A 13,825-nucleotide genomic window follows, 5' to 3' on the forward strand; every position below is an offset into this window, starting at 1 on the left:
ATCCACGTACTACAAGCTATACGAATAAAAATGGCCCTCAAGCAGCATGCAGCAGCTAGAATAAAATTAGTTCATAATACAGTGTGGATTCGTCAGCTGACGAAGGACCGTTAAAGAACAATATATGCATATGAAAACTCTTATTTTTTTTAGTTTGTTGATGATTGCAATGACGAGCGCAACAGCGCAACAGCGGATAGAAATCTATCCAAATGGCATACCAAACAGTAAGAACCAATCGAGCGAACGGTATCAGAAAAATATACCTGAACTTTTTGTGTATAAGCCGACGACTGTAGATAAGCATATAGGAGTACTCGTGATTCCTGGAGGTGGTTACGCACACGTCGCTATAGATCACGAAGGCCATCAGGTAGCCAGTGAGTTTGCTAGGAATGGCTATACAGCATTCGTATTGAGGTATAGACTACCGCACGAAGAGATTATGTTAGACAAGCGTATTGGTCCTCTGCAAGATGCACAGCGAGCCATGCAACTGATCCGTGAAAATCAGAAGGAGCTGGATGTTGATATCCAAAAATTGGGTGTGTTGGGGTTTTCTGCTGGAGGTCACTTAGCTGCCACCTTGTCTACACACTACAAAAAAAGCTATATCGAAAATAGAGCGAAGACAAATCTCAGACCCGATTTCTCCATTTTATGTTATCCTGTCATTTCAATGGATACAACAATTACCCATATGGGGTCTCGCGTTAATTTACTTGGTCGCTCGCCTTCAAACGAAGATGTAGAATTGTTCTCCAACGAGTTGCAGGTGAATAAAGCAACACCACCAACATTCTTAATGAGTGCTCTAGACGATAAAGGCGTAGTAGTGGAAAATGCCTATCGATATCAAGCTGCATTAAAGAAGCATGGTGTATCCAATGAAATTTATACCTACCCTAATGGTGGACACGGCTTTGGTTTAAATAATAAAACTAGCGAAGAAAAGTGGATGAAATCTTGCCTTCTTTGGATGAGCAAATTGAAATAATATGAAACATCTGCTTTTGTGGTTAGCCGTCTTAGGTAATATCTGTGCCTTAGCTCAGGAGGATAAAGAATGGAAAGTCAAATTAGGAGCCGTCACCCCCAATTTTGAATGGCAAAGCAAGGATGAAAAAATTTTTACTACCAAAGATCTCATTGGCAAAATCGTGCTCATCAATTTTTTTGCTACATGGTGCCCTCCATGTAGAGAGGAACTTCCACGAGTTGAAAATGAAATATGGAAACGCTATCAATCTCGCTCTGATTTCTCATTACTAGTTTTTGGACGCGAAGAGAATTGGGATAAGTTAAATCCCTTTATGATACGAGAAGGATATACATTCCCTGTATTTCCAGATTTGAAAAGAGGTGTTTTTGCATTGTTTGCAGACAGCTCCATTCCCAGGAATATAATCCTCAATAGAAAGGGAGAAATCATCTATCGATCTATAGGTTATAGTGCCGTCGAATTTCAGAAAATGCTAGATGTCTTAGAAAAAGAGTTAGGAGCCGATTCTCAAAATAAGAGATAATTTTCAATATGGATGGAAACACCACTCCCCACACTGATTGAGGATATAGGATGGTCTATCACGTGTAATGATAGGTTTTCATTACCCACGGTCAGTTCCCGGTAGAATCCTCGGAAACGTATGTCCATAACAATCATATCTCCTGTAGGTGATTCCTGTATTTTTATCCATTCTTGATGTATAGCGACCATGCCGTCCGCTTCAATCCCTAACATAAGAGCTTGCCCAGGAGAAATTAAATTACTTTTAGATAATAGTAAAGCTGTATAGGGGTTGTGAGGTGTATAGTATAATGTAGCGGGCGTTCCCTGATCTACAATCTTCCCTTTTTTCATAACGATCAGTTTATCTGATAGAGATAGAACCTCTGCGGGGTCATGTGAGATAAGCACCACAGTCAGGCCTGTCTCTTTTACAATCTGTCTGATGTCATGCTGAAGATTATCACGGAAGGAAGCATCGACCTGATTAAAAGGTTCATCCATTAAAAGTACTTCAGGGTCATTGATCAATGCCCTTGAAATCGCGACTCGCTGTTTTTCTCCGCCACTTAAGTCAGCAACCCGTTGATTTTCGAGGTGGGCTATCTTCAATTTTTCGAGAACCTCTTGTGTTCGCTGTTCTTTAAGAGCCAAATTGGTGTTGGAGAGTTGAGAAGCGATATTGTCCCATACCTTAGCATAAAGATTAAGGTCATCAAATCCTTGAGAAACCAATTTCATTGCTGGATGTCCAGGGATAAGTTTATCTCTACGTGTAGGGACAAGCCAGCCCTTATATCTGATACTTCCAGTGTTAGGCTCCAGGAGGCCATAGATTAGCTTTAATAGCGTAGTCTTCCCACTACCCGACTCCCCGATAATTGCCGTAATCTGTCCCTGTTCAATATCAAAGCCCACATGGTTTACAGCAGTTATCGTTTCCTTATTTTCAAATATGCAGCTCACATCATCCCCGTGAATTAATGGCAAACCTAATTGTTGTTGATCAGATGGTATAAATTGGCACGGAGAAAGTTCTTGCATAGCTATAAAAAAAATGTGTCTGATTTTCTATTTAAAAATCAGACACAAAAATACAGTTTATTTGTTTCGAAATCAAAAACCAATACTCTCCAGGATATTACATGAACAGTGTCAGGCCGAATGTAAAATTGTTAAGATCCTTCTGATTTGGACTTTTTTCAAATATATCGTTAAAGTAATATTTACTGAATAGACCTACATTCCCAAATCCTGCACGCACAAATGCTCCATATTGGAATTGCTGTAGGTTGTAATCATCGCGAAACTTTTGCTTACCATTTTCTTCACTCTTCAAACGTTGACTACCCTTCAAAAGGACGCCACCTATCGGGCCAAAGGCTACCTTTAAACGGTCTCCATTAGCCATTCTTCGGCTTCTAAGTTCGACGGTCAATGGGATTCGCAAATAGGTAGACGTTAAGATGTTTTTTTCAAAATTCACATCATTTCGATCAAGTACTTCATAGCTTAGGGGGGTGCTGTTTTTGTTCAAGAGTACATTCTCCTTAAGTCGGGTGTAATTCCATTCAAAACCTGTAGATAGGTAAATACGTAAATGATTGTTCATCCTCACGCCAAATTGAGCAACGTCAAAGCCAAAGTTTGTAGTTTTTCCTCTTTTATAGTTTAGGAATTGATTGTCATCTGATAAATTGAAGCTTCCATTGTCTATTATTCGTGAAAATCCCCAGTCTACGCGAGCGAAGGTAATACCATAAAATGTTCGAGGATATTTAATCTGCCTATCAGTATCATTTTTGCCAATATTATTCGAATAGGAAACGTGTTTCTTATGACTAGAGTTTTCATGTACCGTAGTCGTGTCATTCTCTTGCGCGGATACCTGAGTCCAACATGCGATGACAGTCAAGACGGCAATTAATGTTTTTATCTTTTTCATAATTATTTATTTTTCTTTTTGTTTTTAGCAATATATTGAATACTAATAGAGCCTTCCTCATCCGTGTGGAACTCCAATGTTTTGCCCTCAGACTTATCTACCTTGCCAATTAGTGAGTTGAGGATACCACCTATACTGATAGGCTTTCTATTCGGCCTGTCAGTGCGGGCAATCATTGTGTCCTCTTCCTCCGGATTTTGTACAAGTGGCTTTAGAGGCGGCGCTTCCAATGATGCCGTTGGGTTCGGGAGCGTGATTTGATGTTTAATAGTATCCGCTTTGAACATTGCTTTTTCGACTTGTGCTGCAAGAACCTGTTGGTTGGGAGTATCGTCGTAGGGCTTCTTTATTGTGCGCGTAGATTCAATAGGTGTCGATGACGGTGAAGTTTTTGCGATCAAACTGATAGCTATCTTTTCCGGTTTCGGCAACAGGCTCTCCTCGCTTTTCTTTTGGATAGATGTTGGGCCTTCCATTTTAGGCGTTTCCCGCTCAAAAGGAGGTAAATCCCGTTGTGATACTATTTCCTGACTTGCAATAGGAGCTTTGTTCTGCGTAAACCAGAAGGCAAAAATCCCTACCATAATCGCAACTGCCGCAGCAGTACCTAAATACCAAAGTGTTTTTTTAACTACTTTTTTACGATTCCTTTTTTCCTGTTCAGCTAGTTCATGGTTGATGCGATTCCAGATTTCCGGATTAGGTAATTCCTCTGCATGTTCTACATGAGATTGGAATATAGCGTCTAGTTCGTTGTCTTTCATTTTTTTAGTTCCTCTGTTTTACTCAATTTCTCCTTAAGCCAAGCTCTCGCTCTTGATAGCTGAGATTTGGAGTTGCCTTCACTCATATTGAGGAGGTTTGCAATTTCCTTGTGCGAATACCCCTCGATAACATACATGTTAAATACCGTCCTATATCCTGTAGGCAATCCCTTGATCAATTGCATCAAGTCATGATATGCTGTAGGATCATGGCCTACCTCGCTTTCTCCGACTAAAACTTGAGTACAATCATCTATATCGTAAAAATTCATTCTATTCTTACGGAGTATCTCAATTGCATTATTAATCATAATACGTTTGATCCAACCTTCAAGCGAGCCCTTTTCATCATACTGGTCATGCCTGCCAAATACCTTAATGAATCCAGTCTGCAACATATCCTCAGCTTCCAATGTAGTATTGGCATAGCGTAAACAAATAGCGTACATCCTTGGAGCAAAATGATGGTATAGTAAAGATTGCGACTTTCGGTCAGCATCTTTGCATCTTTTCCATACATGATCAAGAGTATTCTTTTCCAAGGTGTTCGTCGGTTTGTTATTAAGAAGACGTCGGTTTTGAGACAAAGGTTGCGTCAACGCACAAAAAAGGCAGCTGATTTCTTTAATTAGCTGCCTTTCAGAGGTTTTATTTTATTTCTATCTTTCGCGTATGCTCATCTATTACATATATAGAGATAGATTTTGCATCCGATGGGAGTAAATTCTCAATTTTTTGAGGCCATTCAACAAAGCAGTAATCACCAGAGTAAAAATACTCTTCATAACCCATGTCAAAAGCTTCCTGTTCATTCTTGATCCGATAAAAGTCAAAATGGTACACACTTCCGTGTGGCGAATGGTACTGGTTGACAATAGAGAATGTGGGGCTTGAGGTTGAATCTTTCACTCCAAGTTCCTCGCAGAGGGCCTTGATCAAAGTCGTCTTACCAGCTCCCATGTCACCATACAATAAGAAAATCCTAGATGATGGAAAGGCTTGTAGCATTTCTCTTGCTACACTCCCTAATTGATCGACATGGTTGACTTGTGTTTCCATGCTGTAAAATTAATACTTCAAGTCGAATTATAAGTCGAGAAATCAATCTTTGTTTATGGAGTTGAATGAGAGCTCATCTCCATAAACAAGTTCGAAATCGATATCTACTATTTCGTCGAGTAAGTTGCGTAGGGAATAATCATCTCTTCCAAAGAGATACCCCCATGCTGAAATGTTCCATTAAAATAATTGACAAATTGATTGTAATTATTGGGGTATACAAAGTATATATCTTCTTTGGCAAATACAAATGTAGAGCTCACATGAAGCTTTGGCAGTTGTGCATCATGCGGATTTTTGATAACAAATACATCCTTGTCCTGATAATTCAGGTTTTTACCTTGTTTATAGCGAAGATTGGTATTCGTATTTCGATCACCAATAATCTTGCTTGGTTTTTTGACGCGGATTGTTCCATGATCTGTAGTGATGACAACCCGTACATTGCGTTGAGACAGCCATTTCAACGTGTCTAGAAGAGGTGAGTGCTCAAACCACGATAGCGTAAGAGATCGATAAGCCGCCTCATCGTTAGCAAGTTCGCGAATCATCGCCATATCCGTCCGAGCATGTGATAGCATATCTACGAAGTTGTAAACCAATACATTAAGGTCATTTTGCATCAAGTTGTTTACATTATCTAATATATCCTTTCCTTGCTCCAACGTTAGTATTTTATGATAAGAATGTTTAATATCCCGCCTGTACAGCCTTTTAATCTGATCTGCCAGGAATTTATCTTCATGGAGATTCTTGCCCCCCTCATCCTCATCGTTTTGCCAATAATCTGGAAATCTCTTTTCCATTTCCAAAGGTGTAAGCCCGCTAAATATAGCATTGCGGGCATATTGTGTCGCAGTTGGCAATATACTGAGGTAACTATCCTCTTCATCTAGGCGGAAATAATCCGTAATGATGTCATTGATGATTTTCCATTGATCATAACGGAGGTTGTCAATTAAGAAGAAAAAAGTAGGTTTACTTTCCTGCATCCCAGGGAAGACTTTCTTCTTAAACAGTTGATGGGACAATATTGGACCGTCATCTGGATTTTTCATCCAATGTGTATAATGCTTCTCTATGAATTTCGAGAATAACATATTAGCTTCCGATTTTTGCATGGTTAGAATTTCATGCATGTTGGAATCTTCTAGCTTTTCCAATGACAATTCCCAGTATATCAATTTTTTATACACATCCGTCCATTGGTGGATATCGAGATTGTCATTTAGAATCATTCCCAGATTCCGAAAATCCTGTTGATAAGCCATAGACGTCTTTTCGCTGACCAGTCGCTTATTCTCTGTGAATTTTTTAATCGTCAACAAGATCTGTCTAGGATTTACCGGTTTAATCAAGTAGTCATCAATTTTACTCCCAATCGCATCTTCCATAAGATGCTCTTCTTCATTTTTGGTGACGAGCACTGTAGGAATAGACGGGTTGATTGATTTCAGTATCGCCAAAGTTTCCAAACCCGTAAGGCCAGGCATATTCTCATCCAAAAAAACTAAGTCGAATGGTTCATTTTTGAACGCTTCAACAGCATCATTTCCATTGTTAACAGTTTTGACTTTATAATTCTTTTCCTCTAATAGAAGAATATGCGGTTTAAGGAACTCAATTTCATCATCCGCCCAAAGTATATGTGTTTTTTGCATAGGAAATTCTTTAATTATTAGTAGCTGATGAGATTTAGCAGAAAATCCAAAAACTAATTTTGCAATTCGAAGATAAATATTTTTGCACCAAATGTGATGCTGTAAGGCTGCTAACTTAGCCAATTTGCGACTTTAATTCTGGATTTTTAACATTTCTTAACGAGCAACTCCGTATCTTTGCGCTATCTTAGCTTTATAAGATAATGGTATCTACCTTGCTATCAATAAACATAATTTGAGTGTAAGTTTGTTTCGTTGTAGTTGTGGTGTAAATATGTTTTACGTGCAGTCCAAATTGAATAAGAAAAAAATAATTAATGACCCAGTTTATGGGTTTGTTACAATCCCCTCAGGGTTTGTCTTTGATCTTATTCAGCACCCTTATTTTCAAAGACTTCGCTATATCAAACAAGTCAGTATGACCCATTTGGTTTATCCCGGAGCTTTACATACCCGATTTCAGCATGCAATAGGGGCGATGCATTTGATGTCGTTGGCCATTGATACCCTAAGAAGTAAAGAAGTACAAATATCTATAGAAGAAGAAGAAGCTGCTTTGGTCGCCATACTTCTCCATGATATTGGTCATGGGCCTTTCTCCCATTCACTTGAACATACACTTATTGATGGTGTATCCCATGAGATGCTGTCATCCCTATTGATGGATCGTATTAATGATGAATTTAATGGTCACTTAGATTTGGCCATTACTATGTTCAATGATAAATATCCCCGCAAATTTTTTCATCAGCTGGTATCCAGTCAATTAGATACCGATCGGATGGACTATTTGAATAGAGATAGTTTCTTTACAGGAGTATCCGAAGGCGTCATCTCTTTCGATCGAATCATAAAGATGCTCAATGTACATGAGGACGAGCTTGTTGTAGAGCTCAAGGGAATTTATTCAGTTGAAAAATTTCTTATTGCCAGAAGATTGATGTATTGGCAGGTCTATCTTCATAAGACAGTCATTGGAGCCGAGCAGATGCTGATTAAAGCACTTAAAAGAGCGAAAGAATTAAGTAACAACGGAGCGGATATGTTTGCTTCGCCTGCGCTTTCTCATTTCTTGAAAAATAAGATTACGATTGATAACTTTTTATTGAATGAGTCACATTTACAATGGTTTACTCGTTTGGATGATACAGATATCATGTCCGCTATTAAAGCGTGGGTTGATCATGAAGATAAAATCTTAAGTATGTTGTGCCGAAAGCTTATGGCTCGAGATCTTTTTAGGACAGTCATGAGTAACGAGGCGTTTTCACCCGATGATATTGCAGCTATCAATGAAGCTGTCAAATCATATTTTGGTGTATCGGACCAAGAGCTGGAATATTTTGTCTTTGCGCAAGAGGTTCATAACAGTGCATATACTTCAAGAGAAGATAGCATTAAGATTATAAATAAAAGAGGCGAGGTGCAGGACATTACCGAGGCCTCTGACCTCTCCAATTTGGAGGCGTTGGCCAAAAAAGTCCAGAAATTTGCTGTTTCCTACCCGAAAGAGGTCGGATATCCATGGATTAAGCAAAAACTTAAAGAATAATTAACAAAAACGTATACATTTGTAAAATGCAATTTTCTGCACAACAAATAGCCACATTACTCAAAGGCAATATCGAGGGAAGTCCAGATGTTGTCGTAGGTCAATTGGCTAAAATAGAAGAAGCAAAATCTGGTGATCTTTCTTTTTTGGCGAACCCTAAATACGAGCATTTTCTGTATACAACAAACGCTTCGATAGTTGTGGTGAATGCCGATTTCGTGCCAACTCAAACCGTTAATTCAACATTGATTCGGGTAAAAGATGCGTATTCATCCTTTTCCGAACTATTGACCTATTATAGTCAGATGAAGTTAGAGAGAAGCGGACGTGAAGAACCTTCTTTTGTACATGAGTCGGTCATGATAAGTGATAATGTGTATGTAGGAGCTTTCTCCTATATTGGAAAAAATGCTAAGATAGGACAGCATGTCAAGATTTATCCTCATGTTTATATCGGAGATGACGTAACCATAGGTGATTATACTACGCTTTTTCCGGGCGTCAAAGTCTATAGTGAATGTAGCTTGGGACAACATGTTGTATTGCATGCTGGAGTGGTAATTGGAAGTGATGGTTTTGGCTTTGCACCACAAGACGATGGTTCCTATAACAAAGTCCCTCAGATTGGAAATGTTGTCGTGGATGACAATGTCGAAATCGGGGCTAATACCGTTGTCGATAGGGCAACGATGGGGTCGACAATTATACGCAAGGGAGTCAAGTTGGACAATTTGATTCAGATTGCTCATAATGTCGAGATTGGTAAAAATACAGTGATAGCAGCTCAAACCGGAGTTTCTGGAAGCACAAAGATTGGCGAAAATGTAGTGCTGGGTGGTCAAGTTGGTGTTGTTGGACACATTACTGTTGCCGATAGGAGTCAGGTACAAGCACAATCAGGAGTGAATAGATCGATTGTGCAAGCGTCCAAAAAATGGGGTGGGTCACCCGCAACACCTTATCAGGCTCAATTGCGCTCCCAGGTATTATACAGTAAATTACCCGAATTGGAGAAGAGAATAGCAGATCTTGAACAAATCATACAGAATCATAGTGCTAAATAAACAAATAAAACCCTATATTGCTTAATAACAGAATGTTAGATATGAATGTAAAACAAAGAACCATCAAATCCGAAGTTTCCATTTCGGGTGTTGGTTTGCATACAGGAAAATCTGTTACCCTAACCATTAAACCTGCTCCTGAATACCACTGGTACAAATTTAAGAGAGTGGACATAGAGGGGCATCCCATTATTGCCGTGGACGCAGATAATGTGACCGATACCTCACGCGGGACCACCATCTCTCAAAATGGTGCCAGTGTAAGTACAATCGAACATTTAATGGCCGCTTTGGTAGGTTTGCAGGTCGATAATGTGCTCATTGATATCGACGGACCTGAAGTGCCTATTTTAGACGGAAGTTCTTCACCATTTGTAAAACTTCTCGAAGGAGTTGGATTTCAAGAGCAAGATGCCGATCGTGATTTTTACGAAATTCAAGATAATATCCATTATACCGAAGCGGAACGTAAAGTAGAGATTGTTGCCATGCCATTAGATGGATATCGTTTGACATGTATGATCGACTTTAATTCGCCGGTACTAGGGAGCCAACATGCTTCTGTGAGTAATATCGGCGAATTCGTAAAAGAAATATCTGCATCACGTACGTTCTGTTTTTTGCATGAGCTGGAAACACTGGTCAACCAAGGTTTAATCAAAGGAGGTGACTTGTCCAATGCAATTGTAATCGTAGATACAGAAGTCGAAAAAGAGGAGTTGGACAAATTGGCCCATTTATTCAATCGTGATGACATAGACGTAGCAAATGAAGGTATATTGAATAACATCCAATTACGTTATCAGAATGAACCTGCACGTCATAAGTTACTGGATATGATTGGTGACCTAGCGCTAGTAGGTAGACCCTTGAAAGGACATATTATGGCCGCGCGCCCCGGACATGCCGCTAATGTAGCATTCGCCAAAAAGATTCGAGCCGTAATCAACAAAGAGAAAAATCGCAAACATGTGAAGGTATATGATCCGAATATGACACCGTTGTATGATACGGTTCAAATCATGAAAATCCTTCCTCATCGTCAGCCATTTCTGATGGTGGATAAAATATTGGAATTAACAGATAACCATGTTGTTGGCCTCAAAAATGTGACTATGAATGAAGATTTATTCATGGGGCATTTCCCCGGATCACCAGTGTTTCCAGGGGTACTTCAAATTGAAGCAATGGCACAGACCGGAGGTATTTTGGTTTTAAATACCGTACCCGACCCTGAAAATTGGTTGACATTATTCCTAAAGATAGAAAATGCAAGATTCAAAAATCAAGTAGTACCTGGAGATACGATTATTTTCCGTTGCGACCTTATGGAGCCAATCCGTAGAGGTATAGCGCGTATGAAAGGTGTGGGCATGGTTGGAGAAAAAGTTGTTAGTGAGGCAGAGCTAATGGCTCAGATAGTAAAAGTAAAATAAAATGATACAGCCCTTAGCTTATATACACCCAGAGGCCAAAATAGCCCAAAATGTAGTGGTTGAACCCTTTACTACAATTCATAAAGACGTAGTCATTGGAGAAGGCACTTGGATTGGATCCAACGTGACGATTATGAATGGCGCGCGTATCGGGAAAAATTGTAAAATTTATCCTGGAGCCGTTATTTCCGGTGAACCCCAAGACTTAAAGTTTGAGGGAGAGGTGACCACTGCAGAAATTGGTGACAACACTACTATTAGAGAGTGCGTGACTATAAATAGAGGTACTAAGGATCGCTATAAAACAGTCATCGGCGAGAACTGTCTAATACAAGCTTATAGCCATATTGCCCATGATTGTTTCATTGGTAATAACTGTATCTTTTCCAATTCAAGTACATTGGCCGGACACATTACAGTAGGAGACCATGTGGTCTTGGCCGGTATGGTTGCCGTACACCAGTTTGTAAAGATTGGATCACATGCCTTTGTGTCTGGTGGATCTTTAGTGCGTAAAGATGTACCCCCCTTCATCAAGGCTGCTCGGGAACCTATTACCTATGCAGGAATTAATTCAGTAGGGCTGCGCAGAAGAGGATTCTCTAGCGAGCAAATTAATGAAATTCAAGGAATATATCGCGTTTTGTTTATCCAGAATGGCAATCTTTCCAAAGGACTGGATATTGTCGAGGCCGAATTTAAAGCCACTGAAATCCGAGATGAAATACTGACGTTTGTTAGAAATTCAAATCGTGGTGTTATCAGAGGGTTTGGCCAAGGCCGTTCTAACGCATAGGTTTAAATAGAGGTGTTTTGAATATAACACTACAAGATATTGGTAGAAGGTATAATCGGGAATGGATATTTCGTCATCTCGATTATACCTTTTCTATTGGAAAGAGATACGCAATACTTGGAGCCAACGGGTCCGGCAAGTCAACCCTATTGAAGATCTTGACAGGCAGCCTAACACCCTCCCAAGGAAAAATCACCTATCATTTAGAGGCTGCGCAAGTCCCAATTGAACATGTCTTTCAACATATTTCCATTGCAGCTCCATATGTGGAGCTTGTTGAAGAATTAACATTAGACGAAATGATTGATTTTCACTTTCGGTTCAAACGTTATAAGACAGGGTATAACAAGAATACACTTGTTCAATTATTGGGTCAGGAATCCTCTAGAAATAAAGAATTAAGATACTTCTCATCAGGTATGAAGCAGCGTGTTAAGCTTGTTTTGGCTTGTTGTTCAGCTAGTTCTGTTGTTTTTTTGGACGAGCCCAATAGCAATTTAGATGAAAAAGGAGAACAGTGGTATTTAACACTTGTTGAAAAAACAATAAGCGCAGATAGGCTGTTAATCGTGTGTTCAAATCAAGAGAAGGAGTATTCTTTTTGCGATGAGCAAATAATAATAAGTGATTATAAAAAGTAATTTGTTCGGACTTTTTTAAAAAACAAAGAATTTTTGTAGTTTTGTGGTCTCAAAAACAAAAGAATTAACATGGCAAAAGCATCGGAAGTAAAAAGTGGAAATGTCCTTCGTTTTAATGGTGAGTTAGTAGCTGTAGAGGAATATATACACCGTACACCAGGAAATTTGCGTGCTTTTTATCAAGCAAGAATGCGCAATGTGAAGACCGGTAAATTAGTGGAATATCGTTTCAGAGTAGATGAGTCGGTAGAGATAGCTAGGGTCGAGACGAGCGATTATCAATACTTATATGAAGATGGAGAATTCTACGTGGTAATGGACAACAATACTTACGAACAATTCAATATTCCGAAATTTTTATTTGGTAATTCGGCACGATTCTTGAAAGAAGGTATGAGTGTAATCGTCGCCTTTGAAAGTGAAGAAGCGATAATGGCGCAGGCTCCGAAGAGCGTAGAGTTGGAAATTACATATACAGAACCAGCGGTAAAAGGAGATACTTCAACCAATGCTTTGAAAAAGGCTACTGTAGAAACAGGAGTTGAGATTAACGTTCCTCTTTTTATTAACCAAGGGGATAAAGTGAAAATTGATACAGCGTCCGGTGACTATATCGAACGTGTGAAATAAATAAAGATTTTAGGTTTAGGTTGATTATTCGGTCTTGTTAGCTCCCAGCTGCAAGGCCGTTTTTTTTAGAATAAAAGATGACAAAACAGCAACTTAGAAAAATATTTAAACAAAAGAGAACTGCGTTGTCCCCTGAAATTCAAGCAGTATGGAATGAACGTATTTTCTCCCATTTAAAAAGTTTGGATTGGACAACCTGTCAGTATTGTCATATCTATCTTCCTATTGAGAAAAACCACGAACCCAATACCTTAAACCTTATTAACTGGTTACAGCATCGTTTCCCAAATATGCACTTGGTGGTTTCTAGAAGCCATCTTGATGACTTATCCATGTCCCACTATCTTTTAGATGAGACTGTACGTCTTCTTCCCAATAGGTGGGGTATACCTGAGCCAGTCGATGGTATAGAGGTGAAGGAGGAGCTAATTGACGTTGTTTTAGTGCCCATGCTTGTCTGCGACCAAAGCGGTAACCGTGTCGGTTATGGAAAGGGATTTTATGATCGTTTTTTACAGAAGTGTAGACCAGATATCTTGAAAATTGCATTGTCATTTTTCGAGCCAATAGCGCAAGTGGACGATACAAATATTTATGATATTCCCGTAGATGTCTGTATTAGTCCGAGCGAAATCTATTATTTTAAATAAAGCAATTTGGCGAGATATCTTAGATGCTTATCTCCGAATCAGGTCAATAGGGCTGAAGATTACAGCCCTATAAAATATATTTTGATAAAAAAGGGAGCAACATCATGACATTGCTCCCTT

Annotated in this window: 15 protein-coding genes; 9 read left to right on the forward strand and 6 right to left on the reverse strand. The window is 39.2% G+C overall.

Annotated elements, in window-relative coordinates:
* Positions 1-130: 130 nt before the first annotated feature.
* Both OQ289_RS02615 and OQ289_RS02620 read left to right on the forward strand, forming a co-directional pair.
* Positions 131-997, forward strand: a complete 867-nt coding sequence (locus OQ289_RS02615; protein ID WP_270089318.1) for an alpha/beta hydrolase — start codon at positions 131-133, stop codon at positions 995-997.
* A 1-nt stretch (position 998) separates the two neighbouring features.
* Positions 999-1,526, forward strand: a complete 528-nt coding sequence (locus OQ289_RS02620; RefSeq protein WP_270089319.1) for a TlpA family protein disulfide reductase — start codon at positions 999-1,001, stop codon at positions 1,524-1,526.
* Here the strand turns inward: OQ289_RS02620 and OQ289_RS02625 are convergent.
* The 6 genes from OQ289_RS02625 to porX form a co-directional block, all read right to left on the reverse strand.
* Positions 1,511-2,497, reverse strand: a complete 987-nt coding sequence (locus OQ289_RS02625) for an ABC transporter ATP-binding protein (RefSeq protein WP_270089320.1) — start codon at positions 2,495-2,497, stop codon at positions 1,511-1,513. The two genes, OQ289_RS02620 and OQ289_RS02625, sit on opposite strands and share 16 nt — an antisense overlap.
* Before the next feature lie 151 nt (positions 2,498-2,648).
* On the reverse strand, positions 2,649-3,452 hold the full coding sequence (locus OQ289_RS02630) for an outer membrane beta-barrel protein (protein ID WP_270089321.1): 804 nt from the start codon (positions 3,450-3,452) through the stop codon (positions 2,649-2,651).
* Positions 3,453-3,454: 2 nt separating this feature from the next.
* Positions 3,455-4,216, reverse strand: coding sequence for a hypothetical protein (locus OQ289_RS02635; protein WP_270089322.1), 762 nt, complete (start codon positions 4,214-4,216; stop codon positions 3,455-3,457).
* Entirely contained in the window at positions 4,213-4,758 is a 546-nt protein-coding gene (locus OQ289_RS02640) for an RNA polymerase sigma factor (protein WP_270089323.1), read from the reverse strand. The genes OQ289_RS02635 and OQ289_RS02640 overlap by 4 nt, the downstream gene beginning before the upstream one ends.
* 106 nt (positions 4,759-4,864) lie before the next feature.
* On the reverse strand, positions 4,865-5,275 hold the full coding sequence (gene tsaE, locus OQ289_RS02645) for a tRNA (adenosine(37)-N6)-threonylcarbamoyltransferase complex ATPase subunit type 1 TsaE (protein ID WP_270089324.1): 411 nt from the start codon (positions 5,273-5,275) through the stop codon (positions 4,865-4,867).
* 107 nt (positions 5,276-5,382) lie between these two features.
* Entirely contained in the window at positions 5,383-6,936 is a 1,554-nt protein-coding gene (gene porX, locus OQ289_RS02650) for a T9SS response regulator signal transducer PorX (protein ID WP_270089325.1), read from the reverse strand.
* 274 nt (positions 6,937-7,210) lie between these two features.
* On the opposite strand from porX, the gene OQ289_RS02655 reads away from it, so the two are divergent.
* The 7 genes from OQ289_RS02655 (at position 7,211) to OQ289_RS02685 (ending at position 13,705) form a co-directional block, all read left to right on the forward strand.
* Positions 7,211-8,488 carry an HD domain-containing protein gene (locus OQ289_RS02655; RefSeq protein WP_270089326.1) on the forward strand — a complete coding sequence of 426 codons (1,278 nt, stop codon included), beginning with the start codon at positions 7,211-7,213 and terminating at the stop codon, positions 8,486-8,488.
* Between the two features lie 26 nt (positions 8,489-8,514).
* Complete coding sequence (lpxD, locus tag OQ289_RS02660; protein ID WP_270089327.1) at positions 8,515-9,552, forward strand: UDP-3-O-(3-hydroxymyristoyl)glucosamine N-acyltransferase; 1,038 nt, start codon at positions 8,515-8,517, stop codon at positions 9,550-9,552.
* Between the two features lie 41 nt (positions 9,553-9,593).
* Complete coding sequence (locus OQ289_RS02665; protein WP_270089328.1) at positions 9,594-10,988, forward strand: bifunctional UDP-3-O-[3-hydroxymyristoyl] N-acetylglucosamine deacetylase/3-hydroxyacyl-ACP dehydratase; 1,395 nt, start codon at positions 9,594-9,596, stop codon at positions 10,986-10,988.
* Position 10,989: 1 nt separating this feature from the next.
* Entirely contained in the window at positions 10,990-11,784 is a 795-nt protein-coding gene (gene lpxA / locus OQ289_RS02670) for an acyl-ACP--UDP-N-acetylglucosamine O-acyltransferase (RefSeq protein WP_270089329.1), read from the forward strand.
* 17 nt (positions 11,785-11,801) lie between these two features.
* Positions 11,802-12,425 carry an ABC transporter ATP-binding protein gene (locus OQ289_RS02675; protein ID WP_270089330.1) on the forward strand — a complete coding sequence of 208 codons (624 nt, stop codon included), beginning with the start codon at positions 11,802-11,804 and terminating at the stop codon, positions 12,423-12,425.
* 69 nt (positions 12,426-12,494) lie between these two features.
* Positions 12,495-13,055: an elongation factor P gene (gene efp, locus OQ289_RS02680; RefSeq protein WP_033563464.1), complete on the forward strand. Its 561-nt coding sequence runs from the start codon at positions 12,495-12,497 to the stop codon at positions 13,053-13,055.
* Between the two features lie 77 nt (positions 13,056-13,132).
* Positions 13,133-13,705 carry a 5-formyltetrahydrofolate cyclo-ligase gene (locus OQ289_RS02685; protein ID WP_270089331.1) on the forward strand — a complete coding sequence of 191 codons (573 nt, stop codon included), beginning with the start codon at positions 13,133-13,135 and terminating at the stop codon, positions 13,703-13,705.
* Positions 13,706-13,825 lie beyond the last annotated feature (120 nt).

The sequence above is a fragment of the Sphingobacterium sp. SYP-B4668 genome, assembly GCF_027627455.1.
Taxonomy (GTDB): Bacteria; Bacteroidota; Bacteroidia; order Sphingobacteriales; family Sphingobacteriaceae; genus Sphingobacterium.